The organism is Palleronia aestuarii (genome assembly GCF_003253995.1).
In the GTDB taxonomy this organism is placed as follows: Bacteria; Pseudomonadota; Alphaproteobacteria; order Rhodobacterales; family Rhodobacteraceae; genus Palleronia; species Palleronia aestuarii.
In genome coordinates this window covers 1-22,175 of record NZ_QKZL01000005.1, presented here as the reverse complement: position 1 = coordinate 22,175, position 22,175 = coordinate 1, and the positions used below count along the sequence as shown (strand labels likewise).

General features: G+C 63.6%; 19 protein-coding genes and 2 pseudogenes. 11 read left to right on the top strand and 10 right to left on the bottom strand.

The genetic code is table 11. The features are described 5' to 3' along the window. Positions 1-10 precede the first annotated feature (10 nt). The 4 genes from LX81_RS07715 (at position 11) to LX81_RS07700 (ending at position 4,243) form a co-directional block, all read left to right on the top strand. The gene (locus tag LX81_RS07715) at positions 11-865 is read left to right on the top strand and encodes a carbohydrate ABC transporter permease (protein ID WP_211322733.1); all 855 of its coding nucleotides are present in this window, start codon (positions 11-13) and stop codon (positions 863-865) included. Continuing rightward, positions 865-1,302 carry a DUF2160 domain-containing protein gene (locus LX81_RS07710; protein WP_234822525.1) on the top strand — a complete coding sequence of 146 codons (438 nt, stop codon included), beginning with the start codon at positions 865-867 and terminating at the stop codon, positions 1,300-1,302. The genes LX81_RS07715 and LX81_RS07710 overlap by 1 nt, the downstream gene beginning before the upstream one ends. A 37-nt stretch (positions 1,303-1,339) precedes the next feature. Beyond that, the gene (locus tag LX81_RS07705; protein ID WP_111536739.1) at positions 1,340-3,061 is read left to right on the top strand and encodes an ABC transporter substrate-binding protein; all 1,722 of its coding nucleotides are present in this window, start codon (positions 1,340-1,342) and stop codon (positions 3,059-3,061) included. Between the two features lie 84 nt (positions 3,062-3,145). Then, positions 3,146-4,243: an iron-containing alcohol dehydrogenase gene (locus LX81_RS07700; protein ID WP_111536738.1), complete on the top strand. Its 1,098-nt coding sequence runs from the start codon at positions 3,146-3,148 to the stop codon at positions 4,241-4,243. A 601-nt stretch (positions 4,244-4,844) separates the two neighbouring features. Here the strand turns inward: LX81_RS07700 and LX81_RS07695 are convergent. From LX81_RS07695 to LX81_RS07685, 3 genes are read right to left on the bottom strand one after another with little or no spacing between them, the layout of a single operon-like run. Next, positions 4,845-5,906 carry an HlyD family secretion protein gene (locus tag LX81_RS07695; RefSeq protein ID WP_111536737.1) on the bottom strand — a complete coding sequence of 354 codons (1,062 nt, stop codon included), beginning with the start codon at positions 5,904-5,906 and terminating at the stop codon, positions 4,845-4,847. Beyond that, positions 5,903-7,162, bottom strand: a complete 1,260-nt coding sequence (locus LX81_RS22135) for a glycosyltransferase family 2 protein (protein WP_170133872.1) — start codon at positions 7,160-7,162, stop codon at positions 5,903-5,905. The genes LX81_RS07695 and LX81_RS22135 overlap by 4 nt, the downstream gene beginning before the upstream one ends. Continuing rightward, the gene (locus tag LX81_RS07685) at positions 7,159-8,856 is read right to left on the bottom strand and encodes a TackOD1 domain-containing metal-binding protein (RefSeq protein ID WP_111536736.1); all 1,698 of its coding nucleotides are present in this window, start codon (positions 8,854-8,856) and stop codon (positions 7,159-7,161) included. Before LX81_RS07685 ends, LX81_RS22135 begins: the two co-directional genes overlap by 4 nt. Positions 8,857-9,009: 153 nt before the next feature. On the opposite strand from LX81_RS07685, the gene LX81_RS07680 reads away from it, so the two are divergent. Beyond that, positions 9,010-9,351, top strand: a complete 342-nt coding sequence (locus LX81_RS07680) for an Hpt domain-containing protein (RefSeq protein ID WP_170133871.1) — start codon at positions 9,010-9,012, stop codon at positions 9,349-9,351. Positions 9,352-9,403: 52 nt separating this feature from the next. Here LX81_RS07680 and LX81_RS07675 read toward each other — a convergent pair whose 3' ends face one another. Beyond that, positions 9,404-10,120 carry a calcium-binding protein gene (locus tag LX81_RS07675; RefSeq protein ID WP_111536734.1) on the bottom strand — a complete coding sequence of 239 codons (717 nt, stop codon included), beginning with the start codon at positions 10,118-10,120 and terminating at the stop codon, positions 9,404-9,406. 729 nt (positions 10,121-10,849) lie between these two features. On the opposite strand from LX81_RS07675, the gene LX81_RS07670 reads away from it, so the two are divergent. The 4 genes from LX81_RS07670 to LX81_RS07655 all read left to right on the top strand — a co-directional run bounded on the left by LX81_RS07670 (position 10,850) and on the right by LX81_RS07655 (position 14,907). Beyond that, positions 10,850-12,418, top strand: coding sequence for an alkaline phosphatase (locus LX81_RS07670; protein ID WP_111536733.1), 1,569 nt, complete (start codon positions 10,850-10,852; stop codon positions 12,416-12,418). Positions 12,419-12,516: 98 nt separating this feature from the next. Then, positions 12,517-12,936, top strand: coding sequence for a hypothetical protein (locus LX81_RS07665; protein ID WP_111536732.1), 420 nt, complete (start codon positions 12,517-12,519; stop codon positions 12,934-12,936). Then, complete coding sequence (locus tag LX81_RS07660) at positions 12,929-13,603, top strand: ABC transporter ATP-binding protein (protein ID WP_111536731.1); 675 nt, start codon at positions 12,929-12,931, stop codon at positions 13,601-13,603. Before LX81_RS07665 ends, LX81_RS07660 begins: the two co-directional genes overlap by 8 nt. Next, complete coding sequence (locus LX81_RS07655; RefSeq protein ID WP_111536730.1) at positions 13,603-14,907, top strand: ABC transporter permease; 1,305 nt, start codon at positions 13,603-13,605, stop codon at positions 14,905-14,907. Before LX81_RS07660 ends, LX81_RS07655 begins: the two co-directional genes overlap by 1 nt. A 56-nt stretch (positions 14,908-14,963) precedes the next feature. Here the strand turns inward: LX81_RS07655 and LX81_RS07650 are convergent. The 6 genes and pseudogenes from LX81_RS07650 to mntR form a co-directional block, all read right to left on the bottom strand. Beyond that, positions 14,964-15,699: pseudogene (locus LX81_RS07650) on the bottom strand (IS5 family transposase); the annotation flags it as partial. 86 nt (positions 15,700-15,785) lie between these two features. Next, positions 15,786-17,138 carry a PepSY-associated TM helix domain-containing protein gene (locus tag LX81_RS07645; RefSeq protein ID WP_111536729.1) on the bottom strand — a complete coding sequence of 451 codons (1,353 nt, stop codon included), beginning with the start codon at positions 17,136-17,138 and terminating at the stop codon, positions 15,786-15,788. Between the two features lie 140 nt (positions 17,139-17,278). Further along, complete coding sequence (locus LX81_RS07640; RefSeq protein WP_111536728.1) at positions 17,279-17,875, bottom strand: SCO family protein; 597 nt, start codon at positions 17,873-17,875, stop codon at positions 17,279-17,281. Positions 17,876-17,879: 4 nt separating this feature from the next. Beyond that, a complete protein-coding gene (locus LX81_RS07635; RefSeq protein ID WP_111536727.1) occupies positions 17,880-18,380 on the bottom strand; it encodes a copper chaperone PCu(A)C in 501 nt (166 codons plus the stop codon). Between the two features lie 120 nt (positions 18,381-18,500). Further along, entirely contained in the window at positions 18,501-18,851 is a 351-nt protein-coding gene (locus LX81_RS07630; RefSeq protein ID WP_111536726.1) for a hypothetical protein, read from the bottom strand. A gap of 282 nt (positions 18,852-19,133) precedes the next feature. Next, complete coding sequence (gene mntR / locus LX81_RS07625; RefSeq protein WP_272939476.1) at positions 19,134-19,607, bottom strand: manganese-binding transcriptional regulator MntR; 474 nt, start codon at positions 19,605-19,607, stop codon at positions 19,134-19,136. Positions 19,608-19,714: 107 nt separating this feature from the next. On the opposite strand from mntR, the gene LX81_RS07620 reads away from it, so the two are divergent. Together LX81_RS07620 and LX81_RS22740 are read left to right on the top strand one after the other, a co-directional pair. Continuing rightward, the gene (locus tag LX81_RS07620) at positions 19,715-21,001 is read left to right on the top strand and encodes an Nramp family divalent metal transporter (protein ID WP_111536724.1); all 1,287 of its coding nucleotides are present in this window, start codon (positions 19,715-19,717) and stop codon (positions 20,999-21,001) included. A gap of 432 nt (positions 21,002-21,433) precedes the next feature. Next, positions 21,434-22,054, top strand: a pseudogene (locus LX81_RS22740) (IS5 family transposase); the annotation flags it as partial. Positions 22,055-22,175 lie beyond the last annotated feature (121 nt).

The window sequence follows — 22,175 nt, the reverse complement described above, 5'->3', positions numbered from 1 at the left end:
CGCCAGCCATCTGCCCGGCGACGTCACCGCCGAAGACGCCAACACGCGGCTGAAGCGCGGCAGCCGTGTCAACGGCTCTGCCGTGGTGATGACGCTGTACCTGTTGTTCCTGTTCATCCCGATCTACTGGCTCATCAACATGAGCCTGAAGACGAATTCCGAGATCCTGGGCTCCTTCTCGCTTTTCCCGCAGGACCTGACCTTCCGGAATTACGAGATCATCCTGACGGATGCCTCCTGGTACATGGGCTACGTCAATTCGCTGATCTACGTGATGATGAACACGGTGATCTCGATTACCGTGGCGCTGCCCGCGGCCTACGCCTTCAGCCGCTACAATTTCATGGGCGACAAGCACCTGTTCTTCTGGCTGCTGACCAACCGCATGGCGCCCCCCGCGGTCTTCGCGCTGCCGTTCTTCCAACTCTATTCGTCCGTAGGTCTCTTCGATACCCATATCGCGGTGGCGCTGGCGCACTGCCTCTTCAACGTGCCGCTGGCCGTGTGGATCCTCGAGGGCTTCATGCGTGGCGTGCCGAAGGAGATCGACGAGACCGCCTATATCGACGGATACTCGTTCGGGCGCTTCTTCACGCGCATCTTCATGCCGTTGATCTCGTCGGGCATCGGCGTCGCCGCGTTCTTCTGCTTCATGTTCTCGTGGGTGGAACTGTTGCTGTCCCGCACGCTGACGAGCGTCGACGCCAAGCCCATCGCGGCCACGATGACCCGGACCCAAGGGGCGGCCGGCATCGATTGGGGCGTGCTCGCGGCAGCAGGGGTGCTGACGATCATCCCCGGCGCGCTCGTGATCTACTTCGTCCGAAACTACATCGCCAAGGGCTTCGCCCTGGGGAGGGTGTGATGACCCATACCGAAACCGACGACCGCGGCGTCAGCCACGGGCATACCGCGCTCTTCGCGACCCTGGTGACCGTCTGGATCGCCATCGGGCTCTTCATTTTCTGGACCGCAATGCGGGCGAGCGGGGAGGAGAGCGCCATCGCTTGGACCGAGAGCCTGAACCCCGGAGGCTGGATGGCCTGGGTATTGCCGACGGCGCTCTTCTTCTGGCTGGTGGCGGGCACGCTCGTCGTCTTCACGATCCTCGCCATACGCTACCCCGAGACGCCGAAACAGGGTGTCCTCGGCATCGAGACCACACGCGGCGATCGGCTCTTCATCTCGCTCCTGGCCGCCGGGTTCATCAATCTCGCCTGGCTGGGCTTCGCGCTCGGCCCCCAATACCTGGCACTCATCGTGAGTGTCATCGTCGCCGCGGCGATCTTTCGCCTCGCGTGACGCATAAAGACCGTTCGAATATCCAAGGGAGGAAACAATGAACTTGTCGCTTAGATCGACTACCGCAGTGGCGGTGGCGCTCGGGCTTTTCTCTGCCCCCGCATTCGCGGGCATGGAGGAGGCCCAGGAGTTCCTCGACGCCGAAATCGGTGACGTCTCGACCCTGTCTCGAGAAGAGCAGGAAGCCGAGATGCAGTGGTTCGTCGATGCCGCCGCCGAGATGCAGGGGATGGAGATCAACGTCGTCTCTGAGACGATCACCACGCACGAATACGAAAGCCAGGTGCTCGCCCCGGCCTTCACCGCGATCACCGGTATCAACGTCACTCACGACCTGATCGGCGAGGGCGACGTGGTCGAGCGGCTTCAGGTGCAGATGCAATCGGGCAACAACGTCTACGACGCCTATGTCAACGATTCCGATCTCATAGGCACGCATTGGCGCTATGGCCAGGCGCGCAACCTCACCGAGTGGATGGCGGGTGAAGGCGCCGACGTGACCTCGCCGACGCTCGACCTCGAGGATTTCATCGGCACGCAGTTCACCACCGGCCCCGACGGCAACCTCTACCAGCTTCCCGACCAGCAATTCGCGAACCTCTACTGGTTCCGCTACGACTGGTTCAACGACGAGCAGACCCGGTCCGATTTCCAGGATGAATACGGCTACGAACTCGGCGTTCCGGTTAACTGGTCCGCCTACGAGGACATCGCCGAATTCTTCACCGGCCGCGACATGAGCTATATCGAGGGCGAGCCGACCTCGGTCTGGGGCAACATGGATTACGGCAAGAAGGACCCCTCGCTCGGCTGGCGCTATACCGATGCGTGGATGTCGATGGCCGGCATGGGCGACAAGGGCGAGCCGAACGGCCTGCCCGTCGACGAATGGGGCATCCGCGTCAACGAACAATCCCAGCCCGTCGGCGCCTGCATGGATCGGGGCGGTGCCACGAATTCCCCGGCGGCCGTCTATGCGGTCGAGAAGGCGATCGACTGGCTGCAGAACTACTCGCCGCCCGCCGCCGCCGGCATGACCTTCTCCGAGGCTGGTCCGGTTCCGGGGCAGGGCGACATCGCGCAGCAGATGTTCATGTACACGACCTTCGTGGCTCCCCTCGTCGACAGCCCGGCGGTGATGAACGAGGACGGCACGCCGAAGTGGCGCCTGGCTCCCTCGCCGCACGGTGTCTACTGGGAAGAGGGCATGAAGGTCGGCTATCAGGACGTGGGATCTTGGACCATCCTCGATTCCACCCCCGTGGACCGCGCCAAGGCCGCCTGGCTCTACGCCCAGTTCGTGACCTCCAAGACGGTGGACGTGAAGAAGTCCGACGTGGGCCTGACCTTCATTCGCGACAGCACGATCAACTCCGAACACTTCACGGAGCGGGCCCCGAAGCTCGGCGGCCTTGTCGAGTTCTACCGCTCGCCTGACCGTGTTCGCTGGTCGCCCACGGGCACGAACGTGCCGGACTACCCCAAGCTCGCACAGCTTTGGTGGCAGAACATCGGTGACGCCATGTCGGGCGCGAAGACCGCGCAGGCCGCGCTCGACACGCTCTGCTCCGACATGGAGAACGTGATGGAGCGCCTCGAACGCGCCGGCGTGCAGGGCGATCTGGGCCCGGCTCTTAACGAGAAGGAAAGCGCGGAGTACTGGCTGGAGCAGCCGGGCGCGCCGAAGCCCGCACTCGAGAACGAGGAAGAGGAGCCGCAGACGATCACCTACGACGAGCTGGTGCAGTCCTGGCAGTGATACTGCCGCGGTGATCGAGTAGACAGGGCCGGGGCGTTCGCGCGTCCCGGCCTTTTACTTTCCGTCGTCTTTGGAGAGGCCAGTATGACATTCGATCTGCGTCTGCCCGCCCATATCGCTTTCGGACGTGGCCTGTTCGCAGGCGCCGCAGAGAGGATCTCCGCCATCGGTCGCCAGCCGCTGATCGTCCACGGCGCGTCCTCCGCCGAGCGGGCGGTCGGTCTCGGACCCTCGAGGCTAGAGGTTTCCGGCGAGCCCGATCTGGCATCGCTGAATGACGCGCTCGCCACCGCTCGAGACGAAGCTCCGGACATGGTGGTGGCCCTCGGCGGAGGAGCGGTGATCGACATGGGCAAGGCGCTGGCCGCACTGATCCCGGCGAAGAGCGACCCGATGCGACATCTGGAGGTCGTCGGCGACGGGGCACCGCTGGAGACCGCGCCACTGCCATTCGTCGCCATCCCCACGACTGCCGGAACCGGATCGGAGGCCACCAAGAACGCGGTCATCGGCGTGCCCGAACACAAGCGGAAGGTCAGTCTCCGCGACGACCGGATGCTCGCGCGGCTCGCCCTCGTGGACCCCGCCCTGACGGAAACGGCACCGCGGGGCATCCGCCTCGCGTCCGGTCTCGACGCGGTTACTCAGGTTATCGAGCCATTCCTGTCCACCCGCGCAAATCCTTTCACGGACGCGCTCTGCCGCGATGCAATCCCCCGCGGCCTGGTCGCCCTGCGCCGGGTGATCGAGACGCCGGACGAAGCCGCGTTCGACGACATGGCGCTCGTCAGCCTGACGGGCGGCATCGCGCTCGCGAATGCCGGGCTCGGGGCGGTCCACGGGCTGGCCGGACCGCTGGGCGGGCACACCGGCGCGCCGCACGGCACCCTCTGCGGCCGGCTGCTCGTCCCGGTCCTCCGCGCAAATTTCGAACGGATCGATCCCGGTCGCCGGGCCGAACTCGAGGAATGGATCGGCGGCGTGTTCGGCCGCGGCGATCCGCTTGCCGCCTTCGAGGCCTGGATCGACGGCCAGTCGCTTCCTCGCCTCGCCGAGATGGGCGTGACGTCCCAGATCGCGGCTCAGGTATCGCGGGAGGCCCCGCAATCCTCTTCTATGAAGGGCAATCCCGTGACCCTCGATGCCGGCGCCCTTCTGGCTATCATGGAAGATGCGATTTAAAAGTCGTCAGATCGGTGGGAATGCTTGGCCGGACCCGGATCACCCTGGAGCCAGCACTCAGACCCTCCATCGCTGCTTGGCCAAGGCTCTCTTGAACTTGGCCGAGGATGACGGTTCACCTCTACCGAGGTCGAGCGCCGAGATGTTCGATCTCCCGGCGCACGTATGCATGTACGTCGCAGCTCAGGTCTTCTTTCCCAAGCCTAACGGGGAGCCGAGAAGAGGGGAATGGCGGTCGGGCACTTCGCAGAAGTCTGCAGGATGTAGGTTAGCTGTTCGGGGGGCGCGATTAGGACGCCAACCGGTTCCAGATGGCGTCGGCGGATCGAGGAATCTATTCTCAGGTCCACAGATGGACACGGCATAAAATTAGCAATGACCTCTGTCGCTGTTTAGGCCGGAACCGTATCGAGATCATGTTCGACGGGCTGTAGAAGTGGCGCCGTATGGCGGCCAGCTTCAACCGCCGCCCCAAGATTTTTCGCTCCGATAACGCCCTCAATGCGACCGTCATCGACTAGCTGTGCGTTCCGAGATCGATGCTACGTGTAATCGACCATATGCTCATGGCCCGAATCGCAGAGGGCCGTCTGATCCAACCCTATTGCGACTGGGATAGCCGGAACGTTGCGCCGACATTCTCCATCACGTTGGCGAGACGTTCCGGGAGCTTCCATTCCCGCGTGATCCGCACGCTTGCCATCGTCGGCAGATTGGGTCCCGGCGCGAGGGAGATACGCGCCAGCTGGCGGGTTTCGCGGAGCCGGAACGCGTTGCGGAACTCGTCCGGAATGGCAGTCGACATGGGCAGGATCGCATCGATCCGGCCGTTTCGCGTAAGATTTCCTGATGTGACGATCACGTCCTCGCCCGCCGCGACGTCGAACAGGTAGTGTTGCGGCAGGTAGGCCAGGACATAAGGTTCCCCCCAGTAGAGCGTCAGGATGGGTTCACCGGGATTGAGGACCTCGCCAGGGGCCGGAACGGTATCACCGATTGTTCCGGACGTCGCGGCGGTATGGAGGCCGTTGCGATACCGGGTCTTGAGTTCCTGTATCGCCTCCCGGGCCTGTTGACGGCGATCCGTCAGCGCCGTGATCTCGCCCGACAGGCCCTCGATCTGCGCACTCAGCGTGGCCGACCGAATGTCGGCGTCGTAACGCGTGTCCGACAGCGTCTCGCGTCGGGCGGAGGTGACCAGCCGCGACGTTTCCAGACGTTCGAGGGTCTCCTCGCGCTCCGTAAGCTCCGTGAGCCGTTGTTCGGCGCGCGGTTCGAGTTCGCGGGCGACGGTCAACTCCGATTGCAATCGCGCTTCTCTCTCGGCCAGCTCGGCTTCCCGCATCGACAGATCCGCAAGGCGTCCGAGCGTCTCCAGCGATTCCGCGCGCAAGAGCATGTCGCCTTCCTCGACCACTTGCCCCGGCCGGACGGCGACCTTGGTGACCTGCACCAGGGCCGTCGCCCCGATCACGGTACGATCCTGGAGCACGAGCCCATCCGCACGCAGGAAAAGCCGGTCGCCGGCCACGTAGTTTCCGAGAGCCGCGAAGAATAAGACGAGGAGAGCGAGATAGACGTTGCGATCCCAGGTTCTCGGACGGGGCCGGCGCGCCTCCGAAACATGCGTATCGGACCGGATCCGTTTCTTCAGGCGTTTCATGATACCTCAGCCCTCGCGCGCTGAACTTTCCTGGGGACGAACTCGTCGTTCCTGGACGCGCGGAAGATCCATTCCTGCGCGTAGGCGGCAAGACGGACCCACCGCATGAACAACCCGTAATAGAGGCTGAAACCCGGGACGTAGGGGACGAGTGGAAGTGGACGGACGAGCGGTGTGACCGAGACGGCCATCAGGAAGACGGCCATGTCCATGCAGATCAGTACCAGCTGCGCGCCGGCCAGGATCGAGATCCCGAAGCTGCCATACATCGCCAGCAGCCAAGCCACATAGAACGGAAGTGCGATCGCCGCGAGGACGTTAAAAACAAGGAACTCCATCTCGTGGATCCACTCCCGCCACGAAAAGCGCGGCGAGAACGGGTTCATGAGATGCCCGTGCTTGCGGTATCTGAGCCTTATCGCATCACGTTCCCATCTGCCCCGCTGGCGAACGAGCGCCGCGCGCTTTACCGGAACGTCGGTATAGCAGACCGCGTCATCCGCGAACCTGACCGACCAGCCCGCGGAGCGCATGCTGAGCGTCAGATCCAGATCCTCTCCGCCTTCCGCGTCGTAGCCGCCGATCTGTTCGTAAGCCGTCCGCCTGTAGGCCCCGAATGCACCCGATATGCAGGATACGAGACCGAGCCGGTCCATGGCCTGCTTTCCGAGCGAGATCGTGATGAGGTACTCGATCGCCTGGAACGCGGACAGAAGGCTCGCAGTCTCGTTGCGCACGAGCACCGAGCCCGCAACCGCGCCGACATCGGGGTCGGCAAAATGGTACAGGATATTGCGCACGGCATGCCTGTCGAACGTGCAATCGCAATCCACGAAGATGATGATCTCGCCCTTGGCGATGCGAGCGCCGAGGTTCAGTCCCGCGGCCTTGCCCGAGCGTAGTTCGGTTGCATGCGCTGCATCGATCAGTCCTTGCCGCGAGAGCGCGCCCACGCGCTTTGCCATCCCGTCAGTCGAGCCGTCGCTCAGGACGACGATCTCGTCGGGCCGCCGGCTCTGCTCGTGGAGGGCACGCACGCATTTCTCCACCTTCGTGCCCTCGGAATGCCCGACCACGACGGCGCTCACCATCCTCTCACGCCCATCGGGCTGCGAGATATGACGTCGCATGGGCAGGAACGCGGTCAGCGCGAAAAGCAGGAAGTAACGCGGGATCTCGAACACCGCGACGAACCAGAAGAGCGCGAGCAAGCTGTCGAAGGTCTGGGCCCGGATATAATCGTAAGCTTCGATCATCGCGCGATGTCTTCCGGTCCGAAGAGGCGGAGGGTCGCCTGAAGGTCGTCCCGGACAGTTCTGTCGGCTTCCGACCGCGCCGCATCGATCTGCCCGCGGGCTTCTTCCAGTTGGGAGCCGGCCAGAAGGACGAAATCCGACGCCGTTCCCCGCGCGACGACGACCCGATCGCTCATCGTCTGCTGCAACGCCTCGAGCCAGAGCCGACGCGAATCCCGCGCGCGGAGCGCTCCGTGCTGTTGACGTATCGCATCGAGACCGTCGTAGTGGATGGACGCGAGCGTGAACGGTTGGCGGCTCTCGTTGTATTCCGCAGCCGCCCGGTTCAGCGCGATCACGAGTTCGAGCGGAAAATCTCCAAAACGCAACGTCCGGCGCGCGGGCCCGAGGAACGCCGTCCCGCTGCGTAGGTAGGCACGTCCCGTATCGGTCAGGGAAGCCGACATGACATCGTGGGTCGGGACCGCCTCCGCAGGCGTCCGGGTGGTGCAGCGACTGCAGACGAACGCCACCTGCGGTTCGACCGTGGTCGCTTCGCAGCTCTCGCAGCGCGTCATTATCCCGGGCCGATCGTAGTCCCTGCCGAAATGTCGCAAAGTCCGACGGCACTTGGGACAGACGAGATCGTCGCCCTGCACGAACGCACTTTCGGGCGCCTGTGTCGCGCAGCGGAAATGATGCAGATAGCTTTCGTCGGTCAATTGGGAGGAGGCGCAGGTCGGACATTCCTCCCGCACGATGAGACAGGCGGATCGGCATGACGGGCAGACGTGAATCCGCTCGAAGAACGTCGTCCGAACGAGGCCTTCTTTCTCGAGCTTCGTCAGCAGGGCGGGGATTCCGCCGGGATCGCAGATGGTGTTCCAGGCGACGAGACCGTCGTGGCGATGCGACATCCGCGCCGAAAGCGTAGCGCCCGTGATCTCGATCCGCGCCAGCAGCCGATCTGCCGGATCCTCGGACCGGGCGAGGTCGGGATGCAGGTCGGCGCGCCGCTCGTGAAACCGTTCGACGACCTTGCGGACCTCGTCGGTGCGCGTGATGGACAGAGTCGAGACGTCGACGTCGGCGGATGCCCCGAGCGTGCCGGTCTCGTCGAGGACCGGGAGCAGGTTGGCGCCGTTGATCCCCCACAGGATTTGCAGGTCGCGCGCCTCCCGGATGAGGATCGCGTCTATGCCCGGCAAGCCGGGTACCGGTGCCGGCCCGATGCCTATGGGCCATTCGAGAACCGCCAGACCCAGCCCGTCGGTCGTGCTGGCGGACCGTTTGGTCCCCGGCCTCGCACGTTTGGACACGGGCAGAACCGGCTCCAGGACCAGATCGCAGACCAGATCCACGTCCAGTGGTTTCGGCACCACCCGGTCGAAAAGCTCGCAATTCTCGGCGTCGCTCAGCAATCCTCGCGTATCGCCCGTTATGGCGACGAAGAGGGGGCGTTCGCGCTCTCCCCGCTCGCTGAGGAACCGCCGCACAACCTCGAGCCCGGTAAAGTCGGGAAGGTGGAAATCCGTCAGGACCACGTCGAAGTGCTCGGCGAACAGTGCATCGAGCGCCGCCTGTCCAGTCTCCACGCTCGTAACCGTATGTCCGGCATGGGAGAGGACCAACTCGACCAGGTCCTTGGTCACCGAACTGTCCTCGACGAGGAGAACCCGCTTCAGATCAAAAGTTGCCCCGCTCGTGGTATCCATGACAATGTCCGGGCATCGTGACTTACGGCTCCTGAATGGCTGAGCATGGTTAACAACATCTTTCCAAATTCGCTAAAATCAGAAAACTTCCGTTAACCCACGCTTCGCCATTCTCACTTATGATCTCCCCGAAAGATGCGTCGCGAGGCTCTCATGCGCGAGAAGATTTTAGCCTTGGTGACCCGGCATTGTACGACGCTGAAGAACGAGGCGGCGGCGATCGAAGAAGCGATGCTCGGGGCAGGGCCCGATCTTGCCAACGGGCACCGCGACCTCATCGGCAGGATGCACAAGCTCAAGGGGAGCAGCGGATCCATCGGTTTCCACAGGATCAGCGAGCTTTGTGGGGATATCGAGGAGCGTCTGCGTTCCTGCGCGGATCGCCCACCGTCGGAAACCGATCTCGACGCGATCCATTCCCGACATCTGGAATTGCAAAGGCGAATTGCCGAGGTTTCACCGGAGCAATCGTCGCTATTTGCACGTTTCTCGTAGCATTTTATCGTGGATCGGCCGGGGAAATATCCCCGACCGATCCAATGACCGTTCAGGTCAGGAATTCGTCCTGGACATAGAGGTGGGTTACGGAAACGATATCCACTGAAAGCGAACTGACATCGGTATTCGCGAGAACCACAACATCGTCCGAGGAAGGCAATTCAAGAATTGCGTCATCGCCCGATTGAACGAAAAGATCGACCAGCATCTGCGCCGTCCAATCCGATTGATGCTGCTCGTAGAATATGAAGTCGAGACGATCACCATCCGAGAGAGAAAAATCGGTGACCGTATCGCGATCGAAATCTCCGTCGAACGAGAACGTATCGGCTCCTTCACCTCCGATCAGGATGTCGTCGCCCCAGTTTCCGGAAAGGTAATCGTTACCTTTGCCACCGGAGATCGTGTCGCTGCCGCGGCCGCCGTAAAGCTCGTCGTTATTGCATTTACCGGCGATCGTCTCATCCGAGGAGTCTCCGACGAACAGGATGGAATCGGCGTTGCAAAGCTCCTCCAGCATGGCCCCGGCATCGATGTTGGATGTCACGTCCTCCTGGATATCGATGTCGTCGGAATGGTCGGCCTCGTCATCGTGGTCCCGGTGACCGAGTGCCCGACCGTTCTTGTCTTCCCGGTCATGTCCAAGACCCAGCCCGGACTTTCCATCACGATCATGCCCCGATCCATGCCCGTCCGTCAGGTCGTGGTCATCGTCGTCATGTGCCTTTTCAGCTTTCCCGCGGCCCTTGCCAATTCCAACCTTCATCGATCCATCCTTGATCAGTTCACCCTCGAACAGGCGTTGATGTACCGGATCATGGTTTCCCTAAATTTAACGACGAACTTTAATTGTTGGATGGCCCTGTCGTACGAATTCCGAAAGGTATTCATTTCGTAAATCGAGCATGGTCGTCGGGATCCGTAAGTAGACCAACCTCTCTCGCTACCGATCAGGAACTAGCCAGCCTTTAAGACGTAGGTACCTCCAATTGCCGCTTGGCAGCCGCCTTTTTAGCTTACCGGCACCCGACCCAAACATCGCCTACTGCGCCTCTCGTTAACGTCGAGCCTTGGGTGCCCGATAAAGCCGGTGCAATCGCACGAAACGAAACCCTCCGCGCAGCACGCAACTTCGTACGGACTGTCTGGCTATGATGGAGGGGTTATCGCCGCCGAAAGCGTGCCGAAGCAAAGACGCCCTGCGCCTTGGTCTTGGGTCGACGCATCGCAACTCGTCATATCGACCGTCAGGTCGCACGGTTTCAGGTTCCTGTCCCTGTGCCGAACGGACGTACCGCACTCCGCATACCCTTCAAAGACGCCGTCTGAGTCGCCCGGTCGGGAGAATGGGGGCCTCGGTCATCCAGCGACTTTTGCAACGGGGGGCCTTCCGCAGGATCAATTGCCACGCGCCGATTGATGGATAGAGTGGGTGTGCAACCGTCACGGAAGCGGTGAGGGACCGTGTTCACGACGGGGCAAGAGGAGGAATGCGATGAAGCTCGGACTTTCATTTTCCATCATGGCCCTCACGGCGGGCGGGGCCCTGGCCCAGGATTTGCCCCAGGCGTCGAACCAATGGTTCGTCGACGCGCAGACCACGCTGGAGGCTCTGCTTTCGCAGGAAGAGAACACCAACCGCGCGAAGAACGTGATCCTGCTCGTCGCCGATGGAAACGGCGTGGCGTCGAACTACGCGACCCGGATCTTCAGCGGCCAGCAGGAGGGTGGCCTCGGCGACGATTACGTACAGCCGCACGAGGCATTTCCGAACCTCGCATTGATCAAGACCTACACCACCAACGGCCAGACGCCCGATAGCGCGCCGACCGCGGCGACATTCAATTCTGGGATCAAGGCCCGCAACGACGTTATCAACGTGACCGACGCCATAAGCGTGGGAGATTGTGCGGCGGGAGCCGAAGACGAGGTGACGCTGCTCTCCGAGATCGCCGCCGAGGCCGGTAAGTCGGTCGGTATCGTCTCGACCGCCCGCCTGACCCACGCCACGCCGGCCGCGGTCTACGGACGCACGGTCGACCGCGATTTCGAGGACGATACGCTGGTTCCGGAAGATTGCGGGCAGACCGACCTCGCGGCCCAGATGGCCGCGCAGGTCGATGCGGGAGTGATCGACCTGGCGATGGGCGGTGGCCGTCAGCACTTCCTCCCGTCGGACGTGACCGACGCAGAGGGCGAGAGCGGTAGTCGCGGCGACGGCCGCAACCTCGCCGAGGAGATGACCGGCGAGACCGGGGTCTACGTCCAGACTCAGGAGGAGTTCGACGCGATCGACACCGCAAGCGTCGAAGGCCCGGTCATCGGTCTCTTCGAGTCGAGCCACATGCAGTACGAGGCGGACCGGTCGGGCGAACCAAGTCTTGCCGAGATGGCGGCAGCGGCGATCGAGGTGCTGTCCCGGAACGAGGACGGCTTCTACCTGATGATCGAGGCCGGACGCGTCGATCACGCCAATCACGCCGGCAACCTTGCCAGGACGGTTCGTGACGGGCGCGCCTTCGCGGAGGCGATCGCCATGGCCGACGAGATGACCGATGATGCCGACACGCTGATCGTGGTAACCGCGGACCATGATCATGGATTGCAGTTCAACGGGTATTGCGGCCGAGGTTCCGACATCACGGGCCTCTGCATGGAGGTCGATCCGGCAGGCATCGAGCATACCGGGACGCCGAACGTGGCGTCGGACGGTCTGCCATACACGGTGGCGGGATACATGAACGGAGCGGGTTCCGTCCTGATCGAGCAGATCGAGGACGAAACGGCCGCTGCTGACACGTCACAGACAACGACGCCGGATGTGGGCGCCGCCGAGGGAGAGACGCAGCCGGTCTACTCGGGTTCACGTCCGGATGTGACACCGGAGGAGGCGAGCGACATCGACTACCTGCAACAGGCGCTGATCCCGATGCCGTCCGAGACCCATTCGGGCACCGACGTTGCTCTGTATGCGAAAGGCCCGTGGGCGCATCTCTTCAACGGCACCCTCGAACAGAACGTGATTTTCCACGTGATGAACTACGCCATGAACGCCGGTGACTAGAGCCATGTATCCGCGAATCGGCTTCTAGGGCCGGTCCCGGTTCCCATCGGGCGGGGTTCTGCCATGGCTGAACCCCGCCCATCTACGAAGGGGTGAACATGTATCGACGCAACTTTATCCTGTCGGCGATGTCGATACCTGCGCTGCCTTGCATGGGGCGGGCACAGGACGGGTCCATTCGTCTTCGCGATCTCTACGCGAAGAGCGGGGACTTGTCCGAACTGGCGCAATCCAGCCTTGGCGAACGCATCCTCGTCGACGGGTTCATGGCCCCGCCACTCAAGGCCGAGGCGGATTTCTTCGTGCTGACCAAGATGCCGATGGCGGTCTGTCCGTTTTGCGAAACATCCGCCGAATGGCCGGACGACATCGTCGCCGTTTTCACGAAACGCATGGTTCGGGTGGTGCCATTCAATGTCGGTATCGAAGTCCGCGGTGTGCTCGAATACGGCGAGAAGCGAGATGAGGAGACGGGCTTCGTCAGCATGCTGAGATTGACGGATGCGACCTATGGCTGACGCCCTGTCGCTCGTCGTCGAGGACCTGGTCGTCATGGGAGACGAGCGGCGACCGATCATGACGTTGGACCGGCTATCGCTGCCGCGTGGGTCCACTCTCGGCGTTCGTGGGCCCTCCGGGGCAGGGAAGACGACCCTGATCTTCGCTCTCGCGGGCCTTCTGCCGAATGTGAGCGGACGGATAAGCTGGGGTGAGACGGACCTGACGGCGTTGGGCGAGGCGGGCCGCCGGGCATTCCGCGCCGCTCACGTCGGAATGGTCTTTCAGGATTTCTTGCTGTTCGACGAGCTGGGACCGGCCGCCAACGCGGGTGTGTTCGCACTGTTCTCGCCACGACGATCCCGGCACCATGTCCGCACGCGAGCCGAACGGCTTCTCGCTCGAATGGGACTTTCGTCCGACCGGTCCAGTACGGCGACCCTGTCGGGGGGAGAGCGGCAGAGGGTGGCCGTGGCGCGCGCCCTGGCAAATGAACCGGACATCCTTCTTGCCGACGAGCCGACGGCGAGCCTGCACCGCGAAGCCGCGGATCTCGTGATCGGCGATCTTGTTGCCCATGCGCGCGAAGCCGACCATACGCTCATCGTCGCGAGCCACGATGAACGGCTTCTCGACCGCATGGACCGGGTTATCGAACTCGCGGGCGGCGCGCGGGCCGCGGCCTGATGGCAAGCCTGTGGTACGGATTGCCCGCCTGGGCGCAGGATACGCTCCTCGGGTTAGCGTTGCTTGCGCCGCTCATCCTCATCGCGCTGGTTTTGCTGCCGGGGCACCGACCCTGGCCCCTCGCTTATGCGTTGATCCGCAGGCACTGGGGGGTCTCGTCAATATTCGTCATCCTTATTGCGCTGTCCGTCGCGCTCGGCACTGGCCTCCTCGCGCAGGAGCGGGCGATCCGGAGCGCCACGGCCCGGGCGGCCGACCCCTTCGACCTCGTCGTCACGGCACCGGGTAGCGAATTGACGGCGCTGTTCGCGACCGTGTTCCTGCGGGCATCCGACATGGGCCTGATCGGAGGCGACGTGCTGGAAGAGCTGTCATCGGATAAGCGCGTCGCCCTGGCCGCGCCGCTCGGCTTCGGCGACAGTGTGGGCGACGCGCCTATCGTGGGGACAACGGCAGACCTGGTGTATCACCTTACCGGCGGTGCTCTCGAGGGACGCATATGGGCGTCCGCCTTCGAGGCGGTGGTGGGTTCGGATGTTGCAGTGGAGATGGGCGCTCATCTGGAGCCTGCCCATGGTGTCGGCGAAGCTGCCGACGACCACGCACATGACGCGGCGGAGTTCACGGTGGTGGGACGTATGGAACCGAGCGGTACACCCTGGGACCGGGCAATACTCGTACCGATCGAAGCGGTGTGGCAGGTCCACGGACTTGCTGATGGACACCGCGAGGCAGATCAAGTGGGCCCGCCATTCGTCCCGGAGCTGGTTCCGGGAATGCCGGCGATCGTCGTTGCGGCCAACAGTCTCGGAGGCGCTTACTCGCTGCGCGCCGCGTTCACCCGCGACGGCGAGACCATGGCATTCTTCCCCGGCACGGTGCTGGCTCAGCTTTATGGAGTAATGGGCGACGTCCGGGGAGCGATGTCCATCATGGCGTTGGTCTCCCAAGGCTTGGTGGTGGGCGGCGTTCTGTGCGGCCTCGCCATCGTCGCGCGCCTCTTTCGGCGTCAGTTGGCCTTGCTCGCCGCCTTGGGCGCACCGGCACGGTTCGTCGTGTCGGTAATGTGGCTCCATTCGGTGATGCACCTGTTCGCAGGCGTCGTTCTCGGGCTTCTGTCCGGGCAGATCGCGGCTGGATTGTTGTCGTCTATCGTCTCGCGACAGACTGGACTTGATCTGTCTGCCGAACTTGGGGGCGCGGAACTTCTCGCAGTTGCTGGCTTCCTGGGACTGGCGTCCCTCGCAGCCCTGCTACCGGCGCTTGTCACGCCACCGCGTCATCCTGCGCACGATCTACGGTAGAGAGACTACCTTGCTCAAACCCTCTGATGTCCGAGGTTGCCCTTTCCCGGACGGACTCATCCCACGGTTTCTCTAAGAGTGATGCCGAGCGCGGTGTGGCCGTTCATGACGGTGATGCGGATCCGGACCTGCGCGACCTGTCGGTCAAAGTCCCGCGCCATAAGGCGCTGCCCCAGCATTTACATACAGTGCATCTTCGTTTCGGCACGGCTTCGGCGGAGGTATCCGCTCCATATTCGTCAGGTTCCGCGACCAAGAGACTTCACGGCGCGCGGGGCTTCGTTTCGGGCCATGGCTCCGGCCGTTATTGCCTTTCATGGCTTGGCGTTCCTGCGGGGTGGAATGATGGCATGGTGGCACTTGCGCGGGTCGTAGGCGCCGTCGAATGTGAAGCTGCCAATCTGCTGGTTCTGCGGGATCTGGCCGAGCAGATCGGGCAAGACCGGTGCGTCACCTATATGGCTCCCGTCCATTGGCTCTTTCAGACCAGTGGTAAGAACCAGTGAACTGTCGACAGTTCGGATCTCAGGCGTTTCCTCGCCGATCCCCAAATGGATCCTGCGCCAATACGCCGTTTGGGGCCGCCATGCTTGCAGGCGTGCCATTCGCCTTTGCCCTCGATGCCATTCGGCATCGTCCTCGGACCGATGGCGGTCAATACCTCATTGTCGATGAGCAGGTGCACCGGGCCCTTCGCCCCACGGTAGGGGATATGACGGCCAGGGACTTCTGACGGCGGGACAACGTGCTGTAGTCGGGTACCGTCCAGTCGAGGCCGATTAGCCGCAACATGACCTTGTGAATCCGGGCCGATGAAAGAAGGAGGCGTCGTTGGTCCATCACCGACGCCTTCCCTCCGCCGATCGGAGCGATGGCCTTCACACCGCCCGACGGTTCCCCACGAGGTGCAGCCCGATCTCGATTGCCGCCACGGCGAGGAGCGACAGGCCGACGAGCGGGAAGAAGAGGCCGGCTGCGATCGCCATCAGCAGGACCGCGTGCGGGATGCGCCAGTCCGAGGGTACGGCGGGGGCGCCGAGCGATCCCGCGGGGCGGCGTTTCCACCACATGACGATAGCCGAGACCGCCATCACCAGCATTGCGATGCAGGCCAAGAGCAGCACGATCTGGTTCGCCAGGCCGAATTGCTGGCCCATGTGGATCGAGACGCCCCATTCGGCCATCCAGCCGAGCGTGCCGAGATCCGAGACTCCTAGGTCGAGCAAGACCTCCCCGGTATACTGGTCGAGATGGATCACCCGCTCCTCAGAGATGTCGTGGGGATAGACCGAAGCGGTAAAAACGCCCGTTGGCCCCGACGGCATGGAAAGCTCGTAGCCCGGATGAAGGCCCGCCGCCTCGACCGTCGCCACGACGTCGTCGATCGCCGCGGGGACGCCGTCGGTGCCGCCCGACATCGGCATGCCGTGATGCTCCATGATCCAGGGCGTCTGCTGCATCGCCTCGCCCGAGGAAACGTCGGAGGTCGGCAGGTCCGACCAGTAGCCATCGGTCATCCCAAGCCCGGCGGCATAGGAGAAATCGTAGAAGTACTTGCCCCAGACGCCCGACCACGGCAGCCCGGTCAGCGCGAGAAAGAGTATGAACCCGGCGGTATAGATGCCGGTCACCGCGTGGATGTCGCGCCACCAGGGACGGCCGCTCGTCCGGCGCGGGGCCATGACGCCGACGTTCCGCCCCCGCGGCCACCAAAGGTAGATGCCGGTGGCGACCAGAAGCACCATCCAGCCCGCGACTGCCTCGATGATCCTGTTGCCCCACCAGCCGACATATTCGAGCGAATGCAGCTTGCGCACGAGCCACATCGGCGTCGATCCGGACGGTCCGGCATCCCAGTCGGAAGCGACCACCGTGGCGTCGTAGGGGTTCACATAGATCGTGTCCGTGAGCCCGTCCTCGCCCGCGATCTTTACCTCCGCGGTGCGATCCGGCGCCGGGGCCGGGAAGTAGGCGACAAGGGAGCCCGGATGCGCATCGAGGGCCGCCCCCGTGATCTCGGAGGGCGCGAGGGCCTGCGTCTCGGCAGGCGCGACGAAGCGGCGCTCGGCGTAGGCGGCGTTGTTGATCTCGTCCTTGAAGAGGTAGATCGCGCCGGTGACGGCGATCAGGATCACGAAGGGCAGGACGATCAGTCCGGCGAAGAAATGCCAGCGCCATACCGCGCGGTAGAGCGCGGAGGTCCGCGGTGGGTTTATCGTTGCAGTGGTCATTGCGGTGTTCCGATCAGGAAGGGTGCGTAGACCTCGCCGTCCGATGGACGGCGCGGAAGGAGTGCGTGCGTCGATCCGCGGCGCGCGGGTCGCAGGGCGTCCGGCCCGGCAATAGTCACGCCGCGCGGGTCGTCCGGGTTTCAGCCAAAGAGATCGCGGATCTTGGCCATGGCGCGCGCAGGGTCTTCGCCGTAGCTGATCGGCTCGTCGAGCCGGCCGTCCGCGTCGAAAAGCAACACGAAGGCCGAATGGTCCATCGTGTAGCCCCCGCCTTCGATCGGCACCTTCTGCGCGTAGACCCGGAAGGACCGGATGGCCTTGTCGATCTCGTCACGCGACCCGGTGACCCCGACCACGCCGGGGACCCAGGAGACGTAGTCGCCGAGGACCTTTTCCGTGTCGCGCTCCGGGTCCACGGTGACGAAGAAGACCCGCAGTTCCTCGCCGTCCTCGGCGAGCGCGTCCTGCCAGCCGGCCACGTCGCCGAGGGTCGTCGGGCAGACTTCGGGGCAATGGGTGAAACCGAAGAAGACGGCGGAGGGCGCGCCGTTCAGCGTGTCCTCGGTGAAGGTCGTGCCGTCGGTCGCTACGAGGGTGTAATCGCCGCGTCCGAGCGCATCAGCGACGGAGCGGTTCATGCGCGGCTCGAGCACCCAGACCCAACCGGCCGCCAGGACGAGCGCGATCGTCAGCCCGCCCCCGATCGCTGCGGAGATGGTTTTCGGCGTAAGGCGCATCCTCCTAGCTTCCGTTCGCCGCCGCCGTGGCGGCCCGGCCGAGGACCGGCATGGTCATGGACACCTCCCCGGCGTGCTCGAAGCTCAGCGTGAGGTCGACGCCATCGCCTTCCTCAAGCGGTCCGGCGAGATCCATGAACATAACGTGGTAGCCGCCGGGCGCGAGCGTCACGGTCTGCCCAGCGGGGATCGGCAGCCCATCGGCAAGTTCGCGCATCCGCATTACATCGCCCTCCATGGCCATTTCGTGGACCTCGCTGCGGCCCGCCGCGTCCGAGCTGACGCCGACGAGCGTATCGTCCGCATCGCCGGTATTGGTGATCGTCATGAAGCCGCCCGCGACGGGCTGGTTCGGCAGGGTCGCCCGCGCGAAGGGTGCGGAGATCTCGAGTGCGCCGATCTCCGTGACGGCGGGCATTGGCGCGGTGTTTGTCTCTGCGGTCTGCGCCTGCGCTGCGAAAGCAAGTGTGGCCAGCACCAGGGCCGGGATCGAAGGTCTGAACATGGGTCATCTCCTGTGGGTCGCGCGCGCGGACGTACCGCTGCCGGCGCGAGACGGCGCGATCCGGGTATTCGGGACCGGTCGTCCGATCTGAAGGGAACGCCGCTCCGGGGCGGCACGGCATCAGACCGGCGCCGGCGGCGCCCGTGCGGAGATGTTGGGATTGCCGGCATACGACCGGGCAACGAGATGCCCCAGGTCCTGCCAGACCAGCGTCGGCGTCGCGCGGCGGATGCAGGGGGCGAAGCGGATCTCCGGCGGATCGCTCAGAAGACGGCAGAACGGGCAGTGATGGTCGTTATGGAAGGGGCCGTCGCCGCAAAGATCGTCGAGCGTGCCGCCAATCGCCATGTGCGCCGCCATGGCCGATTCGTCCCGGTCCGGCGCCATTCGGGACGCCGACACGACACTGGCCATCGCCATCATCAGGGCGGCGGCGAGCAGAATGACTCGGCGGAACGGCATACGGTCCATGCCGCTCGAATATCCTCTCGAACGTTTCGCAGAAAGAGGTTTTATGAAAATGTGTCTTGCGCCTACCAAGGTACGCCACGGTCGGCACCGGTCATTCATGGATGGCGCGGGGAGAGCCTGCACCATTTCGCGGCCCGGCGGTTCAAGCGGCGCGCCTCTCAGGGCGCTGCCGAGACCATCTACGCCATGCCGCCCAGCAGCGCGTTCGCGCCTTGTCGCTCACGGGCCTAATGGGCTTGCTGCATTGCCCATGAGAAACAGCAGCTTCAGCCAATCGAGACTTTAAGTCTTGCAGTTCAGAACCGCTTCGAAAGCGGAAAGCGTCACTTGGGATACGTGGTGTTCGATGCCTTCCGCATCGAGTTCCGCAATGTCTTCGGGTACGCCCATTCTGATGAGGAAAGCGACTACGGTGCGATGACGGTCGCGGACACGGTCGGCAAGGCGCGCGCCCTCGTCGGTCAGGAAGACACCGCGATAGGGGCGTGACGTGGCCAGGCCCTCGCGTTTGAGCCGTGCAATCGATTTGGTCGCTGTTGGCTGCGAGACGTGCATGCGTTCCGCAATATCGGCCACGCGCGCCTCACCCAGTTCGGCGCTCAAATCGCCGATCATCTCGACGTAATCCTCGAGCAGCGCCACCGCCTGTGCCTCGCGAGCCCGGGCGAAACGGTTGGCGGGCTTGTTCTCGTCGAGGAACGTATCGGGCATCCGCGCATGTCCTTCTTTCCGGTTCTGCTGTGTCGTGACGTGCAATGGGAAACGGGCGTCTGTCGCGTGACAAGCTTCAGCCAAGATTACTGGTGCGTTGTCGAAAGTATAGCAAGTGCTATATAGCGCCGTGTTCCCGCGAGGACCCCGGAATGCAAACCCTTACCGAGCGTACCCAATCCCGCCTCTCCGCGGTTCTGTCCGGCGAGGCCCGCGGCTGGCGCAGCCGCCTGCTGTTTGCCGGGCCCGCGATCGTGGCCTCTGTGGCTTACATGGACCCGGGCAATTACGCGACGAACATCCAGGCGGGAGCGGGTTATGGCTACCGGCTGCTCTGGGTGGTGCTGCTGGCCAACCTGATTGCCATGCTCTTCCAGGCACTTTCGGCTCGGCTGGGCATCGTGACCGGACGGAACCTCGCCGAGGTCTCGCGCGATCATCTACCTTGCCCGCTGATATGGGTGATGTGGGTAATCTCCGAGGTCGCGGCCATGGCCACCGATCTGGCCGAGTTCCTTGGTGGTGCCATCGGCCTTTCGCTGCTGGTTGGCCTGCCGCTGATGGCCGGCATGGTGATCACGGCGATCGCGACCTACGCCATCCTGATCTTCGAGGGCCGAGGATTCCGCCCCATGGAGCTGATTATCGGCGCGATGGTCGGCGTGATCGGGCTCTGCTACCTCGCCGAGGTACTGATCGCCCCGGTCGATTGGGTTGCGGCAGGAAGTGGCGTGATGACGCCTTCGTTGCCTGATAACGCGGCGCTGACCATCGCCGTCGGCATCATCGGCGCCACCGTGATGCCCCACGCCATCTATCTCCATTCCGGCTTGACGCAGTCCCGCGCGGTGGTGCGGGGGGACGCGGACCGCCGCACCCTGCTGCGCTATTCGAACATCGAAGTCGTTGTGGCGCTGGCCGTGGCCGGAATGGTCAACATGGCGATGGTGATGATGGCGGCGAGCGCCTTCCATCAGGGCCATGCCAATGTCGCCGAGATCGAGACCGCCTATCATACCCTGACACCGCTGCTCGGCGCGGCAGCCGCGGGAATATTCCTGACTTCGCTGATCGCCTCCGGGGTCTCCAGCTCCGTCGTCGGGACGATGGCCGGGCAGATGATCATGCAGGGATTCCTGCACTTCCGCGTGCCGATCTGGCTGCGCCGTCTCGTGACCATGGTGCCCGCATTCGCGGTGATCGCCGCCGGCGTGAACGCAACCGACGCGTTGGTGATGTCACAGGTGGTCCTGTCCATCGCCTTGCCGGTGCCGATGCTGGCACTGCTGTATTTCTCGTCCCGGCGGGACGTGATGGGAGATTTCCGGATCGGGCCTGTACTGCGCGCATTGGCGACCATCGGGGCCTGCGCGGTCCTGAGCCTGAACTTCGTGCTGCTGGCAGATTTCTTCGGAGTACCAATACCGGGCCTCAAATGAAATCCGGGGGCTCTTCGCAGGTAACCCATCCAGTTGAGGAGCGGGCATTCCATGCCTTCGCACGCCGAGCCGGATTTCCAATCTCCGTGCCTCTTTGAAGCCGCTGTGAGGATCGGGCGCCCGCGGAGAACGATTAGGAATGGCCCCCATAGCTGCCTTTACAAACTCCCTGCGGGGACAGCCGGGTCCATCGTAAATCTCGTCATGGTTGGATATGGACGAACGCCGTACCGCGTGGGCAGACGCAGGGCGGGACCTCGCACAGCGCGGCACGACCAATCGGCAAGGGGTGGAACGTTGTGATGATTTGGCGGCGGATACCCAGGTTCTGTGAACTGCCTTGGCCAGTCGAATAAAAATTGGCTTCCCGCTATGCCCTGTTGACAAAAGTATCCTCGCCGACGGAAAGCGTGATTCAAGCTGGTATCTTCGATGGAGACCAGCTTGGCACGAAATCTGATGTCGGACGAGGAGTGGGCGTTTTTCGCGCCTTTCATCCTGGTGTCAGCGCTTCGAACAGGCGCAAACCCGTCAATCATCGTCGTGTTCAGAGTAGCGTTTTCTGGATCTCCAGAACCGGAGCCTCATGGCGAGACCTCCCCTAGAAGCTCGGCAAATGTTCGAGCGTCTAACGGCAGTTCCTGCGCTGGACACTGGCCGTGCTGTGGGAGGACCTCGTGGAGACGCTGAACCGCAGCGGAGCCGTACCGGATACGTTCCCGATGATCGACAGCACCGTGATCCGCGCCACTATCAGGCAGCGGGCTCGAAAGGGGGACTCCGCGACAGGGTTTCGGACGCTCTCGGGGTGGTTTTACCAGCAAAATCCATCTCCTCGTCAACGGCGAGGCATTGTCCGCCATCGGTCCGAGGAAGATGCCGAGCGGCCTGCCCATTAGAACCGAAATCACGCCGGGCCAGACCTCGGACTATCGCGGCTTCGATCTGGTCATGGCCGACAACCTGCCAACACCGAGCGTCTTGCTCGCCGCCCGAGGTTATGATTTGGACTACATCCGGACAGCCGTCGAACGCCGCGAGGCGCTGCCGGTGTGACCTGCCACGGGACTTTCATCTAGTCGCGACCGGAGCCCGGTTGTTGTTTACGCCGTTCGGCGCAGGGTTAGCAATCGCCCGACGCGCGGAGCTTTCATCTCGCGCAGCGGGGCGGGCG

Bases quoted from the DNA above. Each gene is read 5' to 3' on its own strand.
- LX81_RS07710 (WP_234822525.1), top strand. From the start codon at position 865: ATGACCCATACCGAAACCGACGACCGCGGCGTCAGCCACGGGCATACC.
- LX81_RS07705 (WP_111536739.1), top strand. From the start codon at position 1,340: ATGAACTTGTCGCTTAGATCGACTACCGCAGTGGCGGTGGCGCTCGGG.
- LX81_RS07700 (WP_111536738.1), top strand. From the start codon at position 3,146: ATGACATTCGATCTGCGTCTGCCCGCCCATATCGCTTTCGGACGTGGC.
- LX81_RS07695 (WP_111536737.1), bottom strand. From the start codon at position 5,906: ATGAAACGCCTGAAGAAACGGATCCGGTCCGATACGCATGTTTCGGAG.
- LX81_RS22135 (WP_170133872.1), bottom strand. From the start codon at position 7,162: ATGATCGAAGCTTACGATTATATCCGGGCCCAGACCTTCGACAGCTTG.
- LX81_RS07685 (WP_111536736.1), bottom strand. From the start codon at position 8,856: ATGGATACCACGAGCGGGGCAACTTTTGATCTGAAGCGGGTTCTCCTC.
- LX81_RS07680 (WP_170133871.1), top strand. From the start codon at position 9,010: ATGCGCGAGAAGATTTTAGCCTTGGTGACCCGGCATTGTACGACGCTG.
- LX81_RS07675 (WP_111536734.1), bottom strand. From the start codon at position 10,120: ATGAAGGTTGGAATTGGCAAGGGCCGCGGGAAAGCTGAAAAGGCACAT.
- LX81_RS07670 (WP_111536733.1), top strand. From the start codon at position 10,850: ATGAAGCTCGGACTTTCATTTTCCATCATGGCCCTCACGGCGGGCGGG.
- LX81_RS07665 (WP_111536732.1), top strand. From the start codon at position 12,517: ATGTATCGACGCAACTTTATCCTGTCGGCGATGTCGATACCTGCGCTG.
- LX81_RS07660 (WP_111536731.1), top strand. From the start codon at position 12,929: ATGGCTGACGCCCTGTCGCTCGTCGTCGAGGACCTGGTCGTCATGGGA.
- LX81_RS07655 (WP_111536730.1), top strand. From the start codon at position 13,603: ATGGCAAGCCTGTGGTACGGATTGCCCGCCTGGGCGCAGGATACGCTC.
- LX81_RS07645 (WP_111536729.1), bottom strand. From the start codon at position 17,138: ATGACCACTGCAACGATAAACCCACCGCGGACCTCCGCGCTCTACCGC.
- LX81_RS07640 (WP_111536728.1), bottom strand. From the start codon at position 17,875: ATGCGCCTTACGCCGAAAACCATCTCCGCAGCGATCGGGGGCGGGCTG.
- LX81_RS07635 (WP_111536727.1), bottom strand. From the start codon at position 18,380: ATGTTCAGACCTTCGATCCCGGCCCTGGTGCTGGCCACACTTGCTTTC.
- LX81_RS07630 (WP_111536726.1), bottom strand. From the start codon at position 18,851: ATGGACCGTATGCCGTTCCGCCGAGTCATTCTGCTCGCCGCCGCCCTG.
- LX81_RS07620 (WP_111536724.1), top strand. From the start codon at position 19,715: ATGCAAACCCTTACCGAGCGTACCCAATCCCGCCTCTCCGCGGTTCTG.